General features: G+C 72.2%; 19 protein-coding genes. 5 read left to right on the top strand and 14 right to left on the bottom strand.

Annotated features, from left to right (window positions below; translation table 11 throughout):
* Positions 1-10: 10 nt before the first annotated feature.
* Positions 11-1,027: a YibE/F family protein gene (locus TCCBUS3UF1_RS04380; RefSeq protein WP_041433760.1), complete on the bottom strand. Its 1,017-nt coding sequence runs from the start codon at positions 1,025-1,027 to the stop codon at positions 11-13.
* 59 nt (positions 1,028-1,086) lie between these two features.
* Between TCCBUS3UF1_RS04380 and TCCBUS3UF1_RS04375 the strand changes: the two genes are divergently transcribed.
* Positions 1,087-1,455, top strand: coding sequence for a zinc uptake transcriptional regulator (locus TCCBUS3UF1_RS04375; protein WP_041433759.1), 369 nt, complete (start codon positions 1,087-1,089; stop codon positions 1,453-1,455).
* 4 nt (positions 1,456-1,459) lie between these two features.
* Here TCCBUS3UF1_RS04375 and TCCBUS3UF1_RS04370 read toward each other — a convergent pair whose 3' ends face one another.
* From TCCBUS3UF1_RS04370 to TCCBUS3UF1_RS12430, 8 genes are read right to left on the bottom strand one after another with little or no spacing between them, the layout of a single operon-like run.
* Entirely contained in the window at positions 1,460-1,858 is a 399-nt protein-coding gene (locus TCCBUS3UF1_RS04370) for a DUF4258 domain-containing protein (RefSeq protein WP_014515295.1), read from the bottom strand.
* A 59-nt stretch (positions 1,859-1,917) separates the two neighbouring features.
* Complete coding sequence (locus TCCBUS3UF1_RS04365) at positions 1,918-2,532, bottom strand: ComF family protein (RefSeq protein WP_014515294.1); 615 nt, start codon at positions 2,530-2,532, stop codon at positions 1,918-1,920.
* A complete protein-coding gene (gene mtnA / locus TCCBUS3UF1_RS04360; protein ID WP_014515293.1) occupies positions 2,513-3,505 on the bottom strand; it encodes an S-methyl-5-thioribose-1-phosphate isomerase in 993 nt (330 codons plus the stop codon). Before mtnA ends, TCCBUS3UF1_RS04365 begins: the two co-directional genes overlap by 20 nt.
* Positions 3,506-3,514: 9 nt before the next feature.
* The gene (locus TCCBUS3UF1_RS04355; RefSeq protein WP_014515292.1) at positions 3,515-4,576 is read right to left on the bottom strand and encodes a PQQ-dependent sugar dehydrogenase; all 1,062 of its coding nucleotides are present in this window, start codon (positions 4,574-4,576) and stop codon (positions 3,515-3,517) included.
* A gap of 38 nt (positions 4,577-4,614) precedes the next feature.
* On the bottom strand, positions 4,615-5,646 hold the full coding sequence (gene tdh / locus TCCBUS3UF1_RS04350; protein ID WP_041433965.1) for an L-threonine 3-dehydrogenase: 1,032 nt from the start codon (positions 5,644-5,646) through the stop codon (positions 4,615-4,617).
* Between the two features lie 13 nt (positions 5,647-5,659).
* Positions 5,660-10,360 (bottom strand): translocation/assembly module TamB domain-containing protein, encoded by a 4,701-nt coding sequence (locus TCCBUS3UF1_RS12440; RefSeq protein WP_014515290.1) that lies wholly within the window; start codon positions 10,358-10,360, stop codon positions 5,660-5,662.
* Positions 10,348-10,968 carry a hypothetical protein gene (locus TCCBUS3UF1_RS12435; protein WP_255344588.1) on the bottom strand — a complete coding sequence of 207 codons (621 nt, stop codon included), beginning with the start codon at positions 10,966-10,968 and terminating at the stop codon, positions 10,348-10,350. The genes TCCBUS3UF1_RS12440 and TCCBUS3UF1_RS12435 overlap by 13 nt, the downstream gene beginning before the upstream one ends.
* Complete coding sequence (locus TCCBUS3UF1_RS12430; RefSeq protein ID WP_231291415.1) at positions 10,908-13,706, bottom strand: hypothetical protein; 2,799 nt, start codon at positions 13,704-13,706, stop codon at positions 10,908-10,910. The genes TCCBUS3UF1_RS12435 and TCCBUS3UF1_RS12430 overlap by 61 nt, the downstream gene beginning before the upstream one ends.
* Before the next feature lie 59 nt (positions 13,707-13,765).
* On the opposite strand from TCCBUS3UF1_RS12430, the gene TCCBUS3UF1_RS04340 reads away from it, so the two are divergent.
* On the top strand, positions 13,766-14,032 hold the full coding sequence (locus TCCBUS3UF1_RS04340) for an acylphosphatase (protein ID WP_014515289.1): 267 nt from the start codon (positions 13,766-13,768) through the stop codon (positions 14,030-14,032).
* On the opposite strand, the gene hflX is transcribed toward TCCBUS3UF1_RS04340, so the two are convergent.
* The gene (gene hflX / locus TCCBUS3UF1_RS04335; protein WP_014515288.1) at positions 14,020-15,669 is read right to left on the bottom strand and encodes a GTPase HflX; all 1,650 of its coding nucleotides are present in this window, start codon (positions 15,667-15,669) and stop codon (positions 14,020-14,022) included. The two genes, TCCBUS3UF1_RS04340 and hflX, sit on opposite strands and share 13 nt — an antisense overlap.
* Before the next feature lie 49 nt (positions 15,670-15,718).
* Between hflX and TCCBUS3UF1_RS04330 the strand changes: the two genes are divergently transcribed.
* Positions 15,719-16,285: a YdcF family protein gene (locus TCCBUS3UF1_RS04330; protein ID WP_369791725.1), complete on the top strand. Its 567-nt coding sequence runs from the start codon at positions 15,719-15,721 to the stop codon at positions 16,283-16,285.
* On the opposite strand, the gene TCCBUS3UF1_RS04325 is transcribed toward TCCBUS3UF1_RS04330, so the two are convergent.
* From TCCBUS3UF1_RS04325 to TCCBUS3UF1_RS04315, 3 genes are read right to left on the bottom strand one after another with little or no spacing between them, the layout of a single operon-like run.
* Positions 16,230-16,679: a DivIVA domain-containing protein gene (locus TCCBUS3UF1_RS04325; protein ID WP_014515287.1), complete on the bottom strand. Its 450-nt coding sequence runs from the start codon at positions 16,677-16,679 to the stop codon at positions 16,230-16,232. The two genes, TCCBUS3UF1_RS04330 and TCCBUS3UF1_RS04325, sit on opposite strands and share 56 nt — an antisense overlap.
* Positions 16,680-16,686: 7 nt before the next feature.
* A complete protein-coding gene (locus TCCBUS3UF1_RS04320; RefSeq protein ID WP_014515286.1) occupies positions 16,687-17,322 on the bottom strand; it encodes a YggS family pyridoxal phosphate-dependent enzyme in 636 nt (211 codons plus the stop codon).
* Positions 17,322-18,149: a purine-nucleoside phosphorylase gene (locus tag TCCBUS3UF1_RS04315; protein WP_014515285.1), complete on the bottom strand. Its 828-nt coding sequence runs from the start codon at positions 18,147-18,149 to the stop codon at positions 17,322-17,324. The genes TCCBUS3UF1_RS04320 and TCCBUS3UF1_RS04315 overlap by 1 nt, the downstream gene beginning before the upstream one ends.
* A gap of 45 nt (positions 18,150-18,194) precedes the next feature.
* Here TCCBUS3UF1_RS04315 and TCCBUS3UF1_RS04310 point away from each other — a divergent pair, with 45 nt between their 5' ends.
* Both TCCBUS3UF1_RS04310 and TCCBUS3UF1_RS04305 read left to right on the top strand, forming a co-directional pair.
* Positions 18,195-20,660, top strand: a complete 2,466-nt coding sequence (locus TCCBUS3UF1_RS04310) for an outer membrane protein assembly factor (protein ID WP_041433964.1) — start codon at positions 18,195-18,197, stop codon at positions 20,658-20,660.
* Positions 20,661-20,946: 286 nt separating this feature from the next.
* Entirely contained in the window at positions 20,947-21,255 is a 309-nt protein-coding gene (locus TCCBUS3UF1_RS04305) for a DUF503 domain-containing protein (RefSeq protein WP_041433963.1), read from the top strand.
* Here TCCBUS3UF1_RS04305 and TCCBUS3UF1_RS04300 read toward each other — a convergent pair.
* On the bottom strand, positions 21,252-22,442 hold the full coding sequence (locus tag TCCBUS3UF1_RS04300; RefSeq protein ID WP_014515282.1) for a thiolase family protein: 1,191 nt from the start codon (positions 22,440-22,442) through the stop codon (positions 21,252-21,254). The genes TCCBUS3UF1_RS04305 and TCCBUS3UF1_RS04300 overlap by 4 nt on opposite strands.
* Between the last annotated feature and the right edge of the window lie 66 nt (positions 22,443-22,508).

Raw genomic sequence — 22,508 nt, 5'->3', positions numbered from 1 at the left:
CCATTATGCCCTAGTGGGGATGGGGATGGGCCTCCGGGGGCCCACCCCGCCCTCCCCGGAAGGCCCAGGCGGCCACCAAGGTGGTGAGGGGCACGGCGAGGAGAAGGCCCAAGGACCCCAGGACCATGCTGACCAGCTCGGCGGCGAAGGGCTCGGTGTTGAGGAGGAAGCGCAAGGGGGTGGGGTCCTTGGTGAGGAGGAGGAAAAGGGGCAACGACCCCGCGGCGTAGGCCAGGACCAGGGTGTTCACCAGGCTGCCGATGTGGTCGTAGCCCACCTCCATCCCGCGGCGGTAGAGCTCCAGAAGGCCCAGGCGCGGGTTGGCGTGGGCCAGGGCCTGGACCACGGCGGCCTGGGTTACGGTCACGTCGGTGAGGGCCCCCAGGGCCCCCACCACCACCCCTGCCAGGAAGAGGGAAACCAGGTCCACCCCTCCCCACTGCCTGAGGAGCATGGCCTCTTCCGAGGCCAGGCCGGTGAAGGCCAGGCTCCGGGTAAAGAAGAGGGCCAGGAGGAGGACGAAGGCCACGGAAAGGAGGGTGCCCACCAGGGCCGCCGTGGTCTTGCGGTTCACCCCGTGGACCAGGTAGATGGTGAGGAAAAGCACCCCTAGGCTGCCCAGGAAGGCGATGAGGAGGGGGTTTCCTCCCGCAGCCACCCGGGGCACCACGAAGTAGACCACCACCAGCAGGCTGAGGAAGGTACCGAGCAGCCCCCGCACCCCCTTTCCCCGGCCCAAGAGGGCGGCGAAGAGGGCAAAGAGGCCCAGGAGGAAGAGGAGGAGGGGGATGCGGTCGGGCTCGGTCACGTAGACCCTTTCCCCCTCCCGGTAGAGGACCACCCCCTGCCCTGGGCGGAACCCCCCGCCGTCCGCGGGCAGGAGGGCCTCCCATTCCTCCCCCCCCACCCGCACCAGGGCCACCCCCCGGCCAGGGTCCAGGGAGAGGATCCGGCCCAGGAGGTACGACCCCTCCCCCTGGGCCAGGGCGGGCAGGGACCATAACAGGAAAAGGAGCACGGCGCGCATGGCCCCACTTTACCCGGCAAAGGATGAAAACCCCTTCTCAGTTTGCTATCCTGGGGGGCATGGAGCGCTCCACAAGGCAGCGGCGGGCCATCCGGGAGGCCTTCCTCGAGGCGGGCCGCCCCCTCTCCCCCCAGGAGGTCCTGGACCTGGCCCGCAGGAAGGTACCCTCCCTGGGCCTGGCCACCGTCTACCGCACCCTGAAGGGCCTGGTGGAGGAAGGCTTCCTGACCCCCGTCTCCCTCCCCGGGGAACCCCCGCGGTACGAGCCCGCGGGGCGGGGCCACCACCACCACTTCCTCTGCCGCCTCTGCGGCCGGGTCTTTGAACTCCTGGGGTGCGACCTGGCCCTGGAGGGGCACCTGCCTCCCGGCTTCCAGGCGGAAGGCCACGAGGTTACGGTCTTTGGCCGCTGCCCGGAGTGCGCCTAGGCCTCTAGCCCTCCTGGGGGTAGGAGGAAAGGGGTTTGGTCCAGCGGACCTCCTCGAGGGCCCCGTCAAAGCGCAGGAGGGCGGCTAAGCGGGCCCGGGAGTAGACCCGGTGGGGCTCCTTGGGGATGAAGGCGGTGACGATGTCCACCTGCCGCGGGGTGGCGTACTCCAGGACCACATGGAGGGGCAGGCGGAGCCTGGGGGGGAAGACCATGTAGCCCAGGACCAGCATCCGCTGGTCCTCGGGGTAGATGGCCAGCTCCCGGCCCCACTCCAAGGCCCGGAGGATGTCCAGCTCGGTGAAGCCCTCCTGGAGCATGTGCTTGGCCACGTGGGGGCCCAAGCGGTAACGTCCCTCCCGGAGGTGGGGCAAAAGGTCCTCCAGACGGCGGAGCTTTTTCACGGCCAACCCACCCCCTTCCCCTCAAGTTTAGGGACCTTTAGGTCCAGGAGTGTGGCCCCTTACCGGTAAGGCCCCAGGGCCTTGGGGTCCCGCACCGCCAGGAAGGCCCCGTAGACCCGGCTGGCCCCGGCCCGAAGGAGGGCCTCCCTGGCCCGCAAAAAGGTGGCCCCGCTGGTGAGGACATCGTCCACCAGGAGCCAGGCCCCCTCCACCCGGGCCCGGGGGGCGAAGAGGTCCGGGGGAAGCCGCCCGCGGCCCCGGCCCCGGGTGGGCTGGCCTGGGGCGTAGCGCACCCGGCTTAGGACCCGGCGGTAGGGTAGGCCCAGGAGGCGGGCCACCTCCCGGGCCAAAAGCTCCGGGGGGTTATATCCCCGCCAAAGAAGGCGGGGAAGGAGGGTGGGGACCGCCGTCACCCCCTCCAGGGCCCAGGCCTGGGCCCGGACCCCCTCGGCCAAGGGGCGGGCCAGAAGGGGGGCAAGCCCCGCCCGCCGGCCATACTTCAGGGCCCGGGCCAGCCCTCCCACCCGGCCGTAAAGGCCCAGGTAGACCATCTCCCCCGCGGCGAAGGCCCCTAACCCCGCCCGGCAGCGGGAGCAGAGCAGGGGACGGTCCAGCCTGCCCCCGCACCCCGGGCAGAGGTGGCCCAAAAGCCCCTCAAGAAAGCCCCAAAGCATCCCGCAAGGCCTCGTCAAAGGGCGGGTAGAGCACCCCCTTTTCCGTCACGATCCCCGTGAGGTAGCGGTGGGGGGTGATGTCGAAGGCGGGGTGGTAGGCGGGGAAACCCGCCGGGGCCAGGCGCATCCCCTTTAGCTCCAAGACCTCCTCCGGGGGCCGCTCCTCAATGGGGATGCCCTCGCCGGTGGGAAGCTTGGGGTCCACGGAGGCAAGGGGCAAGGCGGCGTAGAAGGGGATGCCGTGGTGGTGGGCCAGCACCGCCAGGGCGTAGGTGCCGATCTTGTTGGCGAAATCCCCGTTGAGGGCCATGCGGTCCACCCCCACCACCACCGCGTCCACCTGGCCCCGCCCCATGAGGAAGCCCGCCATGTTGTCGGCGATGAGGGTGGCGGGCACCCCGGCCCGCAGGAGCTCAAAGGCGGTGAGGCGGGCCCCCTGGAGGTAGGGCCGGGTCTCGTCCACCCAGACGTGGGCCACCCGCCCCTGGCGGTGGGCCTCCACGATGGCCCCCAGGGCGGTGCCGTACCCTCCGGTGGCCAGGGGGCCGGTGTTGCAGTGGGTGAGGACCTGGCCCCGGAGCACCCGGGCCCCGTGGAGGCTGATGGCCCGCTCCGTCTCCTCCACCTCGCGCCAGAGGGCCTGGGCGGCCTCGAGGCTTCCCTTGGCATCGCCCCAGAAGGGCCGCAAGCGGTCCAGGGCGTGGAAGAGGTTGACCGCGGTGGGGCGGCTTTGCCGCAGGAGGCGGTCGGCCTCCTCCGGGTCCTCCCCCGCCCTGTGGGCCAGGACCATGCCGAAGGCGGCGGCCACCCCGATGGCCGGCGCCCCCCGCACCACCATGGCCCGGATGGCCTCGGCCATCTCCCGGGCGCTCCGCACCGGCACCCAGACCTCCTCCAGGGGAAGGCGCCGCTGGTCCAAAAGCCAGAAGACCCCCTCTTGCTCGTCCAGGCGGAAGGGCAGAAGGCGTTCCACCCCTTCAGCCTAAAGGAGGCGGAGGACCTTGTCGTCCCCGGGCCGGACCTGGCCCCGGCCATCCCGGTTGGAGGTGGTCACGTAAAGGGCCCCGTCCGGCCCCACCCGCACCTCCCGCAAGCGGCCCAAGCCCTGAAGGACGGTCTCCACCCGGGCCACCCGCCAGTTCCCCTTCCCCCCGGTAAGCTCCAGGCGGAGGAGGGCCTGGCCGCGAAGCCCGGCCACGTAAAGCCCCCCGCGCCAGAAGGCCAGGTTGCCCGGGGGGAAGCCCTGGGGCCAAAAGTAAAGGGGGTCCAGGTACCGCGGGTCCCCACCCCGGCCCACCACCCGGGGCCAGCCGTAGTTGCCCCCGGGGAGGATGAGGTTGACCTCGTCGTGGCCGAAGCCCTGCTCCCCGCTGGGCCCATGCTCGCTGGCGAAAAGCTCCCCCGTTTCCGGGTGCCAGGCCAGGCCTTGGGGGTTGCGGTGGCCGTAGCTGTAGACCTCCGGCCTTGCCCCCGGGCGGCCCAGGAAAGGGTTCCCCGGGGCCGGGGCCCCCTCGGGGGTGAGCCTCAGGATCTTCCCCCCCAAGGAGGAGAGGTCCTGGGCCAGTTCCCGCTCGTACACCTCCCCGGTGGTCACGTAAAGCATCCCGTCGGGGCCGAAGGCGATCCGCCCCCCGGAGTGGAGGCCGTGGGGCCGGGCGGGAATGCCGTCCAGGACTACCCGCTCCAAGACCCCCCGCTCCCCCCGGTGCCAGAGGCGCACCACCTGGTTCCTAAGCCCCCCTTCCTCCACGGTGCGGTAGGCGTAGAGGTAGGGCTCCTGGGGGAAACGGGGGTGGAGGGCGATCCCCAAAAGCCCCGACTCCCCCCGGGCGTAGACGGAAAGCTCCGCGTAGAGGGTGGCCCGCCCGCCCCGCACCAGGCGGATCCGCCCTGGCCGCTCGGCCACCAAGAACCCCCCGTCGGGCAGGAAGGCCAAGGCCCAGGGCACCTCGAGGCCCTCCACCGCCTCCTCCAGCCGCTGGGCCCGGCCCCGGCCCAAGCCCAGGGCCAAAAGCCCTGCCAGCACCTGCCTCCTGGAAAGCATCCTCCCCTCCTTGGGGGAGGAGGCTACCCCAAAGGCCCCTAGGCCTTGGGGTCCAGGATCACCTTTACCCCCTGGCCCGAGGCCAGGAGGGCGAAGGCCTCGCGGTAGCGGCTCATGGGCAGGCGGTGGGTGATGAGGGGGGTGAGGTCCACCCGGCCCGAGTAGACCAGGGCCGTGCCCTGCATCCAGGTCTGCCAAAGCCGCCGCCCGGCGATCCCGTAGGCCGTGACCCCCCGCATGACCAGCTCCCCTGCCAGGTCAAAGCGGATGGGGTCCGAAGGGATGCCCAGGATCCGGGCCTCCCCCCCGGGGATGAGGGCCTTCAGGCCCTGGTGGATGGCGCTCTCGTTGCCGGAGAACTCCAGGAGCACCTCCACCCCGCTGCCCGTGACCCGGCGCACCACCTCCAGGAGGTCCTCCTCCTTTGGGTTCACCAGGCGGTCGGCGTAGGGCTTGGCGAAGGCCAGGCGGTAGGGGTTGGGGTCGGAGATTAGGATGGGCCCGGCCCCGCTGGCCCGGGCCACCATGGCCGCCATGAGGCCGATGGGCCCGGCCCCGGTGATGAGGACGCTCTTGCCCGAAACCCCGCTCCCCGCGTACACGGTGTGCACGGCGTTGCCAAAGGGCTCCAGGATGGCCGCCACTTCAAAGGGCAGGTCCTTGGGGTTGACCCAGGCGTTTTCCGCCGGCACCACCACGTACTCGGCAAAACCCCCATCCCGGTCCACCCCCAGGATCTGGGTGTCCAGGCAGACGTGGTAGTTGCCCGTGCGGCAGGCGGGGCAGGCGTGGCAGACGATGTGGCTTTCCAGGCTCACATGGTCCCCCACCTGGGGGCGCTTTACCCCCGGGCCCACCGCCTCCACCACCCCGCTGAACTCGTGCCCGGTGACCAGGGGTGGACGGATCCGCCCCTGGGCCCAGGCGTCCCACTTCCAGATGTGCAGGTCGGTGCCGCAGATGCTGGCGGCCTCCACCCGCACCAGGATCTCCCCCGGGCCCGGCTCGGGCCGGGGGCGTTCCACCAAGGTTAGGCCCTCTTCGGGAGCTAGCTTGGCCAAGGCGCGCATAACCTCGGCCATGCTACCACCGGTAGAGGGCCCCCACCCCAAACCGGGTGGTGTCGGCGGCCTCGAGGCTGAGGGTGAGGCCCAGGGCCTCGGTGAGGTCGTACCCCAGGGAAAAGGCAAAGCGGGAAAGCCGGCCATCCCCCGGCTGGAAGGTGGAGCCCAGGGCGAAGGTGAGCCCGTCCCGGCGGTACTGGGCGGAAAGGGTCTGCTGGCCTCTAAGGTCCACCTCGTAGCCCAAGAAAAGCTCTGGGCTCAGGTATTTGCCGATGGAGAAGCGGATGTCCTCCACCTCCCCCCCCTGGAGGAGGGGCACTTGCACCTGGAAGCGGTCCAGGCCAAAGGCCTTGGCCATCTCCCGCTCCAGCTGGCCCAGGATCAGGTTCTCCAAGGCCGCCCCCAAGGCCGCCTGGGGAAGGGTTTCCGCAAGCCGGGCCAGGTCGGGGGTGCCCAGGGTGAGGAGGGCGTAGATCTCGGGCTCCAGGAGGGCAGGCTCGGAGGCAAAGCGGGGCTCCAGGCGCACCTTGACCCGGCCCCCCTCGCGCAGGAACTCCCCGGAGGCCTTTAGGGCCACCTTGTACCCCCGGGTTTCCGTCTGGGCCTCCAGGGCGAACTCGGGCAGGATGCCCCGGTCGGGGCGGAAACGCAAGGCGCTTTTGGCGGGGTCCAGGGTGAAGACCGAGTCCCAAAGGCGGAAGTTGCCCCACAGCGCCCCCACCTCCCCCACCAGGAAGGGGTCGGCGTAGGTGCCGCCCAGGAAGACCTCCCCCTTGAGCTCCCCCTGGACCAGGCTCTCCTGCACCAGGACCCCCCGCTCGGCGTAAAGCCGCACTCCGTCAAAGGCCAGGGGGAAGGGGGTGGGCCTCTGGCCCGGGGCTCCTCCCACCTGGACCCCCTCCCGGGAGAGCTGGCGGGGGTTTTCCGGCAGGGCCAGGCGGGCCCTCAGGACCTCGGCGTTGCCCGTAAGGCGGTAAGTGCCCTTTTCCTCGTAGAGGAAGAAGCTCTTGACGTCCAAAAGGCCCTCCTGCAGGTAGTACTGGGGGTAGTAGAGGGGCAGGCGGCCATACCCCGCCAGGCGCAAGGGGAAGAGGGTGCCCTGGGCCTGGGCCTCCCCCAAGCGGATCTCCACCCCGTAGGTGGGGTAGCGGAAGGCCACCTCCGCCGGGGTGGCCTCCTTCAGGCCGGGCAGGGAAACCGTACCTCGAGCCAGAACCCGGAAGTCCTCCAGGCGCCCCTCGAGGCCCAGCCTGGCCCGCCCCGGGAAGGGCGCGGAAAGCTCCAGCTCCCCCTCGGCCCGGGCCCCCCCATTGAGGGAGAGGAGGCCCTGGGGCAGGTACCCCGCCACGGGCCCCAGGCGGAAGCGGAAGTCCTGGAAGGCCACCTGGAAGCCCTGGGCGGTCAGCCTCAGGCTCAGGCTCCCCGAGCCCTCGGGCCGGTAGGGCTTGAGGGCCGGCACCACCTGGAGCACGGGGGTGAAGACCGTATCCTTCAGGGTGAGGAAGAGGTCGCTTCCCTCCGGGCTCCAGTACCCACCCCCCTCCCAGCTGCCCCGGCCAGCAAGGCGGAGGCGGTCCACGTAAAGCCGCCCCCCCTGGTAGCGGAAGGCGGCCTGGCCCCGAAGCTCATCCCCCGCCCCGCGGAAAAGGAGGCTCTCCCCCACCAGCACCCCCTCCCCCCGCCAAGGGTCGCCCAGGGGCAGGCGCAGGCGCACCGCCCCCGTCCAGTAGGCCTCCCCCTCCAGGGGCCCGGCCACGGCCTCGAGGAGGAGGTGGAGGGGGAAGCCCCGGGGGGAGGCGGAAACCTCCAGGCGCCCCCCCTGGAGGTCCACCCGGAAGGGGCTTGGCCCCAGCTGCCCCTCCCCCTGTAGGGCCCCCGGGGCCAAGCGGCCGGAAAAGGCCAGGGGCAGGCGGGTCTCCCCCACCCCCACCTCCCCCCTCAGGCCCCCTTCCAGCCTTCCTTCCGCCACCACCAGCCGCCCGGAAACCCGGCCCTTCAGGTAGGGGGCATACCGGCCCAGGAAGTCCTCCAGGGCGGCCTCCTCCAGCCGCAGCTCCCCTTCCAGGGGCAAAAGCCGTCCCTGGACGGCCACCCGGCCCACCCCTCCCTCCAAGACCCCTTCCAGCCCATACCCGGGCCCCAAGACCCGGCCCTGGAAGCGGCTCTCCAAGGGGGGAAGGGGCAGGTCCAGCCGGAGCTCCCCGCCCGGGGGGTAGGTGAGTTCCCCGGAAAGGTAGGGCCCCTCCGCCCAAAGCCGCGCCTCCAGGAGGCGGCCCGTGAGGGCGAGGGTCTGCGCCCCCGCCCGGTAGGTGGCCCGGTACCCTCCCCCTAGGTCCACCTCCCCCTCGAGCCGCCCCGCCCCCGCCGCCCACCAGGGCCAGGCCGGGTGCTCCCCCAGGAGGCGGACCCGGTCCCCCGCCCCCTCGAGGCCCAGGGTGAACCCCCCAAGGTTGAGGACAAGCCGGCCCGAAACCCCACCGGAAGCGTAGCGAAGCTCCCCTTCCCCCTCAGGGCTCCCGAGGGAAAGGGCGAGGTCCTTTAGGTCCAAGGCCCCCACCAGGGGCAGGCCAAGCCCGGGCACCCGGTAGTCCAGGAGGAGCCGCTCCCCCTCCCCCCGGACCCCAAGCCCCCCGGGGAGGAGGCCGGCCAAGAGCCTCCCTTCCCCTTCCACCCGCCTCTCGGCCAGGTGGGCCAAGAGGCCCCCCACCTCCAAAAGGGGCCAGCGGAGGCGCACCCCCTCCCCCAGCACCTCCCCCTGGAGTTCCGGCACCCCCTGGCCCGAAAGGTCCAAAAACCCCTCCCGGAAGGCAAGCCTCCCCCGCCAGGCCCCCTTCCAGGCCACCTCCCCCTGGAGGTCCCCCGTCAGGGCCAGGCGGAGCCCCTCGGGGCCCCACTCCCCCCTCACCCGGGCCTCCCGGCCCAGGCCCCAAAGGCGGAGGTCCGCCCCCACCGCCCCCCAGGCCCCGGCCACCTCCCCGGAAAGGGCCAAGGGCCCGTAGGCGAAGCCCTCGGCCACCAGGCGGAGGCCTTCCGGCCCCACCTCCCCCCTAAGCCCCTTTCCCAGGAGGCGCACCCGGAAGCCGGGCAGGCCCTCCAGGTCCAGGAGGACCTCCCCGTAGCGGTAGCGCCCCTTAAGCCAGGCCCCGGGATACACCCCTTCCGCCTCCAGCTCCCCTAGGCCCCGGGGCAAGGGTCCGGCGTAGCGGTAGGCCAGGCCGAGGGGGTGGAGTTCCAGCCGCCCCTCCAGGGGAAGCCCCTCCCCGGCCAGGTCCAGCCCCAGGCCCCGGCCCAGGAGGCGTACCGCCCCATAAGGGGTGGCAAGCCGCCCCTCCCCGGAAAGCCCTCCCAGGTAGCCGGAAGCCGCCCGGTAGCGGTAGGCCCCCCGGAAGGCCACCTCCCCGTAGGCCAGCCCCCCCGAGGCCTCCAGGGCCAGGCCCGCACAGCCTCCCAGGGGGGCGGGCAGGCAGAAGCCCCCCGCCACCTCCCCCGCCCAGGCCCCCTCCCCCCAGAGGCGGAAGCCCCCCCGCCCCAGGTCCACCTCCCCCGCCAGGCTTCCTCCCGGCAGGGGGTAGCGGAGGCCCAGGACCCCGGAAAGCCCCCGGGCGTAGCGGGCCGTACCGGAAAGCCGGGGCCCCAGGAAGCGGAGGCGGGCCTCCCCTTCCCGGTACTCCAGGGCCAGGCCCTCCCCCAGGGCCTCCCCGGAAAGCTCGGCCCTAAGGGGCCAGGGCCAGACCCTCCCGGAAAGCTGGCCCTCGGGGCGCTTTAGGACCACCTCCAGGGGGGCTTCCCAGGGGCCTTCCCCCTGGGCCACGAGGCGCAGGGGCAGGCCGAAGGGGGTGAGGTCCCGGTCCAGGGCCAGGGCGAGGCGCCCCTCGGAAAGGCGTAGGCGGAAGCCCGGGGCCTCCCCTTCCAGGACCAGGGCCCCAGGGTCCAGGGACCATCCTTCCGGCCGGTAGGCGAAGCGGAAGGGCCAGGCCTCCCCCTCCCCCCGGAGGGCCCCTTCCCCCTGGAGGGCGAGGCCGGACAGCCCCCCCTGGACGTGGGCGGAGGCCTCCAGCCGGGCCTGGCCCAGGGCCAGGGCGTACTGGGCTTCTCCCCTAAAGGTAAGCCCCTCCAGCGCCCCCCAGGCCGAGAGGCTTCCCGGCAGGTCCTCCCCCAGGAGGCGGAGGCGTAAGGGGCCTTCCCCCTTCCCCTCCAGGCGAAGGCCCAGCCCCTGGGCCTCGAGGCCCCCCCGGTACCCTTCCGGCCCGTAGCCCAGGCGGGCCCGCACCCTCACCCCCGCCACCTCCCCCTCCCCCTCCACCCCCAGGCGGAGCCCCTCCCCGTACCGGGCCCAAAGGGAAAGGGGCGCCTCCCAGCGCGCCTCCACCCTACCCCCCTCCCCCCAGACCCGGATGGGCCCCTCCTGCACCAGGTAGGCCAGGCCCCGGAGCCAGCCCTCCCCCCAGTACATCCCCCCCTCCCAGGCCAGGGCCACCTCCCCCTCCGCATAGGAAGAGGCGTGCCGCACCACCCCCCTTCCCCGCAGGCCCAGAAGGTCCAGGCCCGCCTCAAGCCCCGTCTCCCCAACCCCCTCCCGGCGGAAGCGGGCCTCCAGGGCCAGGGCCCCCAGGGACCCCCCAAGCCTCACCTCCCCCTCCCGGTAGCGGAAGGCCGCCTCCACCTCCCCCCGGGGCCAAAGGAACCTCCCCCCGCCCTCAAGCTCCCCTAGCCCCTCCACCTCCCCCCCGGCCGGCCTCCAGGCCAGGCCCACCCCCGGCCGGGCAAGAAAAGGCGCAAGACCCCCTCCCCGTAGTCCACCTCCAGGGGTTCAGACCCGTAGCGCACCCGCGCCCAGGCCTCCCCCTCCCCCCCCAGGGACACCCGCCCCGCCGCCTCCCCGGAAAGGGCCAGGCCCAAAGCCTCCCCCAGGGGGGCCACCTCCTCCAGGGCGAAGGCCACCTCCTCCCCCCGTACCTCCACCCGCCCCCCGGCGTAGTCCAGGCCCAGGGAAAGCCCCCCCGCGTACCCCCCGCGGAAGGCAAAGGGAAGCCCCCCCAGGCGCCCCTCCCCTTCCCCTAGCACCCGCAGGCCCTCCCCCTGGAAATCCCCCTGGACCCACCCCTCCCGTCCCAGGAGGCGGAAGGGCAGGCGGAACCGCCCCCGGTAGGCAAGCCCCTCCCCCTCCAGGGCCACGGGGCCCTCCAGGCGGTAGCGCACCCCCTCCTCCCACCACACCCGACCCCGGAAGGCCAGGGGCTCCAGGTAGGGCGCCCGGGCCTCCCCCCTCACCTCCAGGGAGAACCCCCCCCAGGCCCCGCCCCCCCAGGCCTCCCCCTGGACCTCCACCCCCCCTGCCCGGTAGGCCCCCCGGGCCCGGAGGGCAAAGCCCGCCGGGGAAACCTCCCCCTCCCCCTGAAGGTATGGCCCCTCAAGCCGCACCCGGGCGGCCAGAAGCTCCTCCCCCGTGAGGAGGGCCTCCCCGTAGGGGCTTTCCAGCCGAAGCCGTCCCCCCCCCGCTCCCCCCAGGTCCCCGTGGCCCGCAGGGGCAGGCCCAGGGGGGAAAGGTCCCACCCCTCCGCCTGCAGGAGGAGGGAAAGCCCCCCCTCGTACCCCCCCAGAAGCCTCAGGCCCGGCCCCGTCCCCCAAAGGCGGAGCCTACCCCCCTCCCCCAGGACCCCAAGCCGCAGGCCAAGCCCCTCCCAAAAGGCCTCCCCCTGGTAGCGCAGCCGCAGGAGGTCGGCCCGCCCCTCCAGCCGCCCCGCCCCCAGCCGGGGCACCGCCACCCGCCCCTCCAGGGCCAGGGACCCCCAGGGACCCGCCCCCCTGGCCTCCCCGTAGGGGGTCCGGACCTCCAGCCGTCCCCCCTCCCGGTCCCCCTCGGCCAAGACCCGCCCCTCCACCCCCCGGTAGCGGAAGGGGAGGGCAAGGGCGAAGGGGAAGCCCTCCCGGAAGGCCACCCGCCCCACCCCAAGGACCTCCAGCCCCTCCCGGTCCAGGCGGAAGGCCAGGGGGGGAAGCTCCAGCCCCTCCGGCAAGGGGGGCAAAAGCCGCCCCGAAACCCCAAGCCCTGGGTAGACCTCCCCCTCCCCCTCCACGTGCCCCGAGAGGCGGAGCCAAAGCCCCTCCCCCCTCCCCTCCACCCGCCCCCTCACCCCGTAGACCTCCGCCTCGGCAAATCCCCAAAAACCAGGCCCATACCGGAGGTCGGCCTCGAGGCGCACCGGGCCCAAGAGGGCCTGCCCCTGCAGGCGAAGGGCCTCCCGGTAGGCGAGGCGGAGGTCCCCCGCCCGCAGGCGCAGGCCCGGCCCCGGGTCGTAGGCCCCGGCCAGGAGAAGCCTCCCCCAAGGGGTGAGGAGGGCCCCCTGGATCTCCGCCCCCAGGCGGCGGAGCCTGGCCTCGGCCTCCAGGTGAGCCCCCCGGAGGGCAAGGACCCCAGAAAGGCCGCCCCCCGCGTACCGGGCCCACCCCGAAAGGCGAACCTCCTCCAGGAAGCGCAGGGGTAGCCCCTCCAGGCGCAGGGCCAAGACCCCGCCCCGGTAGCTGCCCTCCCCGTGGGGGCTGGCGAAGCGGAACCCCCCCGCCCCCCCTTCCACCCGCAAGGGGAAGCTGGCGTAAGGGGAGGCGAAACGGAGGTCGGCCTGGAGCCGTCCCGCAAGAAGCCTCCCCTCGCCCGATAGGGCCCCCACCGCCAAGGGCACCTCCCCTAGGCGCAGGGCCAGGTCGCCCCAGGTGCCGGCCAGGGCCAAGGGGCCAAGCCGCCCGGCCACCCGGCCTCCCTCCCCCGCCACCTCCCCGGAAAGGTCCAGGGGGCGGAAGAGGGGAAGGCCCACCCCCGGGCTCGCCACCCGGGCCCGCCAGCGGCTTCCCTGGCCCCAGAAGGCCACCTGGGCCTGGCCGCTCAAGGGGCCAGGCCAGGCCACCTGGCCCCGGGCCTCCACCCGGGAGCCCTGGCCCAGGAGGTGGAGGCGGCTCCCCCGGGAGTCCCCGAGCTCCGCCCGGTACCCCTGGCCCTCCAGGGCCAAGGCCAAGCGGTAGGTGCGGTCCCAAAGCCGCCCCTCCACCCCCGCCTCCAGGCGGAAGACGCGGGCAAAGGCCAGGGTCCCCCGGTGGCGGAAGGGCTCCCCCAAAAGCCGCCCCTCCCCCTGGAAGCGGCCTTGGAGCCGGAGCTCGGCCCAGCCCTCCCCCTCCAGGAAGAGCTCCCCCGTCCCCTCCACGGGCAGCTCCAGGCCGTAGTGCCGGGCCAGGGCGGGAAGCCTTGGCCGCCCCTTCAGGGCGAAGCGGTAGCGCTCCCCCTTGAGGTCCACCTCGGCCCAGGCCTGGAGGGGCCCCTCGAGGCCCCTGCCCCGAAGGCTCGCCTCCACCCTATCCCCCAGGAAACGGATGGGCCCCTCCACCCCATCCAGGCGGAAGCCCACCAGCTCCACCACCCCCCCCGCCACCCGGCTTTCCCCCCGCACCCCCTCGGGGCCCAGGTGGAAGACCCCGGAAACCTGCCCCCCCTTGAGCCCGGGGTAGAAGAAGGAAAGCCCCTGGACCTCTCCCCGGTAGCGCACCTCCCAGCGGGAAAGGTCGGGGGAAAGGGCCCGGGCCTCCCCCTGGAAGCTGCCCCCGGGAAGCCGGGCCAGGAAGGCGTAGGGGTTTGCGCCCTGGAGGCTTAGGCGCAAGGAGGGGAGAAAAAGCCTCCTTCCCTGGGGGAGGACCACCTCCACCCCCTCCAGGTGGAGGTGGCGGAAGAGGACGCGGATGGCCGGGGGGGGGGCGGGCTTCTCGGGGATCAGGGCCTCCCAGGTGGGCTCCACCCTGGCCCCCTTGAGGCGAAGGGAAAGGGGAAGCTCCCGCCGCAAAAGGCCCAAAAGGTCGTAGCTAAGTCCAGCCTCTTCGGCCACCAGGGCCAGGCCGGGCCCCCTCAGGACCACCCCTTCCAGGCGGAGGCCTAGGAGGAGGTGGCCCCGCACCGCCCTCACCTGGCCCTGGAAGCCGGCAAGGGCCAGGCCCCGCTCCACCGCCCCCTTCAGGAGGGGCGGCCAGGCCAAAAGGGCCAGGAGGAGAACCCCCCCCAGGAGGAGGAAAAGCCCCCGCCGCATCCTCCTAAGCATAAGAAGGGGAGATGAAAGCCGCGTGGCAAGGGGCCTAGAATGGGGCCATGCCGCGCCTGGTGGCCTTGGTGAAGGGAAGGGTGCAGGGGGTGGGGTACAGGGCCTTCGCCCAGCGGAAGGCCCTGGAACTGGGGCTTTCCGGCTACGCGGAAAACCTCCCCGATGGCCGGGTGGAGGTGGTGGCGGAGGGCCCAGAGGAGGAACTCCAGGCCTTTTTGCACCACCTCCGGCAGGGCCCCCGACTGGCCCGGGTGGAGGCGGTGGAGGCCATGTGGGCCGAGGAAACCGGCCTAAAGGGGTTTCACGTGTACTGAGCCCAGGCCTGGGGGCGCACCCCCGCCTGCAGGAGGGCCTGGGCCAGGGCCTCCTTCAGCTCGGCCAGGCCCGTGCCCTTGAGGGCGGAAACCGGCACCCCCCCAAGCCGCTCCCGGAGGTAGAGGAGGTCGTAGGGGGCCGCCCGGTCGGCCTTGGCGAGGGCCAGGACCCTGGGGGCCTCCACCCCCAGTTCCCGCAGGAGGCCCTCCACCACCTGGTGGCGTCCCAAGGCCCCCTCCTCGGAAGCGTCCAACACGTGGACCAGGAGGTCGGCCTCCCGCACCTCCTCGAGGGTGGCCCGGAAGGCGGTGAGGAGCTCCTCGGGCATGCGGCGGATGAAGCCCACGGTATCCGTGAAGAGCACCTCCCCCACCCCGGGCAGGAAGCCCCGGCGGGTAAGGGGCCTCAGGGTGGCGAAGAGCTTGTCCTCCCCCGGCTCCCCGCCCCGGGCCAGGGCCTGGAGCAGGGTAGTCTTGCCGGCGTTGGTGTACCCCACCACGGCGACGAGGGGCACCCCGCGGCGCTTGCGCTGCCGCCTGGCCTCCTCCCGCCGCTTGGCGTACTCCTCCAGCTTGCGGGACAGATGGGCCACCCGGGCCAGGAGGCGGCGGCGGTCCACCTCCAGCTTGGTCTCCCCCGGCCCCCGGGTGCCGATCCCGCCCCCCAGGCGGCTCAGCTCCTTCCCCTTCCCCACCAGGCGGGGGAGGAGGTAGCGCAGCTGGGCCAGCTCCACCTGGGCCTGGGCCTCGGGGGTCTTGGCGTGGAGGGCGAAGATGTCCAGGATGAGCTGGGTGCGGTCCAGGACCTTGAGGCCCGTGGCCTTCTCGATCTCCCTTGCCTGGGCCGGGGAGAGTTCCAGGCCGAAGATGAGGGTGGAGGCGTTTTCGTGGTAGGCCAGGCTTTTAAGCTCCTCCAGCTTGCCCAGGCCCACCAGGTACCGGGGGTCCAGGGCCTGGCGGAAGACCAGGACCTGGCGCACCGGCACCCCCCCGGCGGTGCGGGTGAGCTCGGCCAGCTCCCCCAAGGCCGCCTCGGCCTCGGGGCCTTCCCCCAGGTCCACCCCCACCAGGATGGCCCGCTCCCCGCTCCCGTCCCTGAGCTCGTGCACCCGGGCCTGGCGGGCCATCTCCTCCTCCAGGGCCGCCACCTCCGCCTTCAGGTCCAGCTCCAGGTACTGGAAGTAGGGCCTGGGGGGAAGGATGCGCCAGTCCTCCTCCTCCGCCTTGGGCGGGGAGAGGAAGGCCAGGTGCAAGGTGGTGGGCCGGCCCTCCTCCACCTCCAAGGCCGCCAGGTTGTCCAGGCGGTGGAGGAAGAGCACGGAAAGGTCGGGCCGGGAAAGCCCCCCCTTGGCCAGGTGGGTGTGCAGGAGGCGGAAACCCGAAAGCCGGTTCTCGGCCCGGGCCCCTTCGGGGATGGGCAGCTCCTTGGCGTCCCCCACCCCCACCCGCACCACCCGCCCCTCCCGGTCCAGGAGGAGGCTCAGGGGCCGCCCCACCTCCTGGGAGAGGAGGGCCAGGGTCTGGGCCAGCTCCGGGGTGAGGACCCGCTCCGCAGGCACCCGCCTCCGGTACAGATTGGAAAGCTTCCTTAGCTCGCTCTTCTTGAGCCCTTCCGTCCTGCCGAAGATCTTCTCCAATGCTCCCTCAGTATACCCGAAGGGGCCCCTCTGGCGTAGAGTGGGGGCCGTGCGCGGCCTTCTCCTGGCCCTGGTGCTCCTCGTACCCGCCTGGGCCCATGGGGGCTACGCCTGGATCGTGGTCCTGGGGGCGGCCCAGTACGGGGGCAAGCCCTCCCCCGCCCTGGAGCGGCGCCTCGAGGCCGCCCTGGCCCTCTACCGCCAGGGCCAAGCCCCCCGGGTGGCGGTGGCGGGGGGACGAATGCCGGGGGACCGGTACAGCGAGGGGGAGGTGGGCTGCCGCTACCTGGCGCAACGGGGGGTACCGGAAGGGGCCCTCCTCTGCGAAACGCAAAGCCAGAACACCTACGAAAACCTCCTCTTCCTCAAGCCCCACCTCCGGGGAAGGGTCCTTTTGGTCACCGATGCCCCCCACCTGGGGCGGGCCCTCTTCCTGGCCCGGCTGCTTGGCCTGGAGGCCGAGGGCCACCCCGTCCCTGGCCCCTACCCTCTGGGCTACTGGGCCCGGGAGGCCCTGTACCGGCTTTGGCTTTACCTGGGCCTTAAGCCCCTGCAGGGCCTCAAGGGGCTTCCCACCGCTTCAAGGCGTCCAAATACCCCTCTAGAAGGGCCTTAAGCTGGCCCAGGAAGAGGGCTTTTTCCTGCTTGGCCCGCTCGATCTCGGCCCTTAGGCGCCTAAGCTCCTCCGCCGCCTCGCGGAGCACCTGCTCCTTGGCGGCCAGGGCCTCCCTCTTGATGAGCTCGGCCTCCCGCTCCGCCTGGGCCTTGATCTCCCGGGCGATGCGCTCCGCCGCCACCACCGCCCGCTTCAGCTCCCCCTCGGCCTCCTTGAGGCGGGCGTTCTCCTCCTCCAGGGCCTTGAGCTGCTCCTTTAGGGCCTCGTTTTCCTGGATCAGGCCCTCCATCACCTCGGCCACCTGGGCCAGGTAGGTCCGCACCGCCTCCTTCTGGTAACCCCGAAGCCCCGTGGGGAACTCCTGGTAGCGTACATCCAAGGGGGTAAGGTCCATGGGCACCTCAGTCTACAAAAAGGGCCCGGCCCACCCGCACCAGGGTGGCCCCCTCCTCCACGGCCCAGGGGAAGTCGTCGGACATCCCCATGGAGCGCTCGGGCAGGCCGAAGCGGTCCGCGAGCTCTGAAAGCCTGCGGAAGAGGGGGCGCACCACCCCTTCGGGGCCCATGGGGGGCACGGTCATCAGGCCCACCACCTCCAGGTGGGGCATCTCCCGCACCCTGAAGAGGGCCTCGGGAAGCTCCTCCTCCAGAAAGCCGTGCTTCTGCGGCTCCCGCCCCAGGTTGACCTCCAGGAGGACGCGAAGCCGCACCCCCGCCCTCTCCCCCACCCGTTCCAGGGCCTCGGCCAGGCGCAAGGAGTCCAGGGAGTGGACCAGGGCGAAGCGGGGGGCGAACTTGGCCTTGTTGCGCTGCAGGGGGCCGATGAGGTGCCACTCCGCCTCGAGGACCTCCATCTTGCGCAAGGCCTCCTGCACCCGGCTTTCCCCCAAGGGAAAGGCCCCGTAGCGGAGGACCTTTTCCCGGATCTCCTCCGGGGTGCGCCCCTTGGTCACCGCCACCAGCCGCACCTCCTCAGGCCGCCTGTGGGCGCGGCGGCAAGCGGCGGCGATGGCCTCCAGCACCTGCAAAAGCCCCATCAGAGCTCGGCCAGGATGCCGCGCACCAGGCGGCGGAACAGGGGGCCGGTCTTGGCCGCCACCTCCAGGACTTCGGCCTCGGTGGCGTGGTGCTCCCGCTCGGGCACGGCCATGTCCGTGATGGTGGAAAGCCCCAAAACCCTGGCCCCCAGGTGGCGCAGGGCGATGACCTCGGGCACCGTGGACATGCCGATGGCGTCCGCCCCCAGGTCCCGCAGCATCTTGAGCTCGGCCCGGCTGGCGAAGCTGGGCCCCATGAACCAGGCGTAGACCCCCTCCAGGAGGTGCAGGTCCTGCCGGCGGGCCACCCTGCGGGCCAGGTCCTGGAGCCCCGGGTCGTAGGCCTCAAACATCACCGGGAAGCGGGGGCCAAGCCGCTCGTCGTTGGGACCCCTTAGGGGGTTGGCCCCGGCAAAGTTCAGGTAGTCCAGGTGGAGCATGATCCCCCCGGCGTGGAAGCGGGGGTTGAGCCCCCCGGCGGCGGAGGTGAGGAAGAAGGTCTTGGCCCCCAGGAAGAAGCCCACCCGCACGGGGAAGACCACCTCCTCCGGGGCGTAGCCCTCGTAGTAGTGCACCCGGCCCTGGTAGACCAGGACCCGCTTCCCCTCAAGATGCCCAAGCACCAGCCGCCCCGCGTGCCCAGGGGCGGTGGAACGGGGGAAGTGGGGGATCTCCCCGTAGGGGATCTCCGCCACCCGCTCCACCTCCTCGGCCAAGGGGCCAAGCCCCGAGCCCAGGACGATGCCCACCTCGGGGACGAACTCGGTCTTGGAACGGATATAGGCCAGCGCCTCCTGGATCTTCTCGTAGACCCCCATGCCGGCCATTCTACTCTCACTTCCCCTTCACCTGGCCCCGGTATGCTCCTAGCCATGAAGCGCCTTCTAGCCTTGCTTTTTCTCGGCCTCGTGAGCCTGGCCGCCCCCATCCGGGAGGTGGTGGTGGAGGGAGGGGACCCGGTGCTCCAGGCCCTGGCCCGGGCCGCCTTGCCCTTTGGCGTGGGGGATGAACCCGGCAACCTCGAGGACGCCCGGAAGGCCATCCTGGCCACGGGCTACTTCCGCCAGGCCGAGGTGCGCCTGGAGGGCGGGGTGCTCCGGGTGGTCCTCACCCCCTACCCCGCCATCGCCGAGGTGAGGGTGGAGGCCAAGGCCTTCCCCCAGGAGGCCCTCCTGCGCTTTCTGGAGCAGAACTACGCCCTGGGCCCCGGGGCCACCTACAACCCCTTGCGGGCCCAGGAGGCCGCAGGGGGGCTGGCCCAGGCCTACCGGCAAAACGGCTTCCCCTTCCTCCCCAAGGTGGAGGTGGAGGCCAAGGAGCAGGGGGGGCGGATGGTCCTCAGCCTGCGGGTGGCGGAAACCCCCGAGGTGAAGGAGGTGCGCCTGGAAGGGGCAAGCCTCCTCCCCCAGGCCGAGCTCCTGCGGCTTTTAGACCCCCTCAAGGGCCCCTTTGACTTCGCCAAGTACCAGGAGGCCCTAAGGGGGATCGCCGCGCGCTACGAGGGGGCCGGCTACCGCTTTAGCGGCCCCAGCGTGGAGGAAAGCGCCCTGGTAGGCGGGGTTCTCACCGTGCGGGTGCGGGAGCTTAAGGTGGTGCGCCTCGAGGCCCCCGGCCTGGACCTTTCCGGCTTCCCCTTGCGCCCTGGGGACTACCTGCGCTACGACCGCCTCCTGGAAGGGGTGCAGGCCCTTTCCCGCCGGCTTTCCCGGGTGGTGAACTTCGGCCTGGCCGCGGAAGGGGAAGGGGTGGTGGTGCGCCTGGAGGTGGGCCCCCCCGGGGGGCGGATCGAGCGGGTGGAGCTCCAGGGGCACACCGCCTTTCCCAACGAAACCCTCCTCCCCCTCCTGCGCCTGAAGCCCGGGGAGGTCTACACCCCCGCCCTGGCCCAGGAGGACGCCCAGGCCCTGGCCGCCTTCTACCGGGAAAAGGGCCTGGAGGTGGCCGACATCCGCTACGGCTTCGCCGACGGGGTCTTCCGCCTGGAGGTGGTGGAGCTCAAGATCGGGGGGTACCGCCTGGAGTGGCAGGGAGGGCACCGCACCCAGGAGGAGGTGATCCTGCGGGAACTCCCCAAGCCGGGAAGCCTCTTTAGCGTGGGGGCCCTGCGCCAGGGGATTGGCCGCCTCATGGCCACCGGCCTTCTGGCCGAGCCCCCTGGGGTGCGCCTGGCCCCCGGGGAGGCCCCCGACCGGGTGGTGGTGGTCCTCTCCCTGAAGGAGGCCCGCACCGGCCTCTTCCAGCCGGCCTTGGGCTGGAGCTCCCTCGAGGGCTGGTCGGGTACCCTGGCCTTCAAGGAGACCAACCTCTTCGGCCTGGCCCACCAGGTGGGGGTGGACCTGGCCTTCGTGCAAAACGAGGCCCGGGACAACTTCTCCTTCTCCGCCAGCTACACCATCCCCTGGCTCTACCTGGACTACCTGGACCTGAAGGAGGTGCGCACCGCCTTAGCCTTTAGCCTCTTCTCCACCCCCATCGGCAACAACAAGCTCTTTGACGGCACCACCGACACCGGCTGGGAGTACACGGAAAGGCGCACCGGTGGGGGCTTCAGCCTCTCCCGCCCCCTCTCCAAGGAGCTGGAAAACCTCCGCCTCTCCTTAGGCCTTTCCCTTCGCCGTTCGGGCTACGCCCTGGAAACCCTGGACCCCAATGCCCCCTGCAACCCGGCGGTGAGCGACCCCAACGACCCCAAGTTCTGCGACGGCGCGGGCTACAAGAGCGTGGCCACCGCCCAGGGCCTCCTCCCCACCCCGGGCTGGACCGTGCGCCTGGACACCGGGGCCACCTACCTGGACGTGGACGACCCCCGCTTCCGCACCCGGGGGTACGAGGCTGGCCTCGCCACGGGCCTCGGCCTCGCCCTTCCCGACACGGGCGGGCGGAGCTTCTTCGTCCCCCTGGTGGCCACGGGCAAGACCTACTTCGGCCTGGACGCCGAGCGCCGCCAGGCCCTGGCCCTGCGCCTCTCCACGGGCACCCTCCTGGGCTTCCCCCCAGAAAGCGAGCGCTTCTACCTCTCCGGGGGCGGTTCGGAGGCCTTCCTCCTCAGGGGCTACGAGGACCGCAAGTACGGGGGCCTCTCCTTCGCCACGGGAAGCGTGGAGTACCGCTACAACTTCAACCTCTCCCCCCAGGGGGGGACCAACCTCTACGGCATCCTCTTCGCCGACCTGGGGGTGGCCGACAACACCGCCGGGGTCAAGTGGGGGGCGGGGGTGGGCTTCCAGCTGGACCTGGACCTCTTTGGGGCCCTCCTCCCCTCCTTGCGCCTGGACTACGCCTTCAGCCCGGAAAGCCCCACGGGCCGGCTCCACTTCCGCATCGGGCCCATGTTCTGAAATCGGGCCCCTGGCTCCCCAACCCCAAGCCCACCAGGAGGCGGGCCACCCCTATGGGGTGCGCCGCCTCCTGGGCTTCGGTTCCATGGCCCAGGGGGAGGCCGGGGAGGGAAGCGACCTGGGCCCTTTCCGAAGAACCCCTAGGCCCCTTGGAGAAGGGGTGGGCCCCCACGCCCCCAAGACCCTTGGACCGTGGCCCCTATGGCGGGGACCTAGCCCCCAGGGCCGGCCAAGGGGACGGCTTGCCCAAAGGGGCCTCCTGCCCCAGACTGGTCTTGACGTGGCCATGAAAGCCTACCTCGGCCTCTACACCGCCCGGCTGGAAACCCCAGCCCGGAGCCTCAAGGAGAAGCGGGCCCTCATCAAGCCCGCCCTGGAGCGGGTCAAGGCCCGCTTCCCCGTGTCCGCCGCCCGGCTGTACGGCCTGGATGCGTGGGGCTTTGAGGTGGTGGGCCTGAGCCTCCTGGGCAACGACCCCGCCTGGGTGGAGGTCACCCTCCGGGAGGCCGCCCGCTTCCTGGCCTACCAGGGGGCCTTCCGGGTGGCCCTGGAGGAGTTCCGCCTCGAGGCCTTTGAGCTGGACGGCCTGGTCTAAACCCGCTCCACCGCCAAGGCCGTGGAGCCCCCGGTGCCGTGGCAGATGGCGGCCAGGCCCCGGGCCTCCCCCTTGGCCTCCAGGGCGTTCAGGAGGGTGACCAGGATCCGGGCCCCGCTGGCCCCGATGGGGTGGCCCAGGGCCACCGCCCCGCCGAAGACGTTGAGCCGCTCGTAGGGCACCCCCAGGAGGCGGTGGAAGAGGACGTTGTTGAGGGCGAAGGCCTCGTTGTTCTCAAAGAGGCCGAAGTCTGTCACCTTCATCCCCAGCCGGTCCAGAAGCCGCTTGGCCGCGGGGATGGGGGCCTCGGGGAAGCGCCAGGGCTCCCCCGCCGCCCAGGCCCCGCCCAGGATGCGGGCCAGGGGCTTCAGGCCATGGGCCTTCACCGCGTCCTCCGAGGCCAGGAGGAGGGCCGCCGCCCCGTCGGAGATCTGGCTGGCGTTGCCGGCGGTGAGGACGCCCTCCTTCTTGAAGGCCGGCTTCAGGGCGGCCAGGGCCTCGAGGGTGGTCTCGGGCCGGATCCCCTCGTCCTTGTCCACCACCACCGGGCCCTTCTTCCCCGGAAGCTCTATGGGGGCCATCTCCCGGGCCAGAAGCCCCTTGGCCGTGGCCTCGGCGGCCCGCTGGTGGGAGAGGAAGGCGGCCTCGTCCACCTCCTTGCGGCTTACCCCCAGGTCCTGGGCCAGCCTCTCCGCCTGCTCCCCCATGGCCTCCCCGGTGAAGGGGTCGGAAAGCCCGTCCCGCAGGAGGACGTCCTGTAGGCCCTCCGGGGCCCCCATGAGGAACTTGTACCCCCAGCGGGCCCGGTGGGAGAGGAAAAAGCCCGCCTGGCTCATGGACTCCATCCCCCCCGCCAGGGCCAGATTCCCTTCCCCCGTGCGCAGGAACTGGGCGGCGTTCATCACCGCCATCATCCCCGAGGCGCAGACCATGTCCACCGCGTACCCGTCCACCTCCTTGGGGATGCCGGCCTTCAGGGCCGCCTGCCTAGGCAGAAGCTGCCCGTGCCCCGCCCGCAGGACGTTGCCGAAGACGTAAAGGTCCAGGGCCTTCCCCTCCACCCCCGCCCGCTCCAGGGCCGCCCGCATGGCGTGGGCCCCCAGCTCCACCGGGCTCATGTCCTTCAGCGCCCCGCCAAACCGCCCAATGGGGGTGCGCACCGCCGCCACGATGTAGACCTCGCGCATGGGGCCATCATACCAGGGTCCAATGCCCGCAGGGTGAGCCAAGAAAGTGGTATACTTCCCAGGTAA

Origin of the sequence: Thermus sp. CCB_US3_UF1, from assembly GCF_000236585.1 — a bacterium.
Lineage (GTDB): Bacteria > Deinococcota > Deinococci > Deinococcales > Thermaceae > Thermus.
This window is presented reverse-complemented; position numbering and strand designations above follow the sequence as displayed.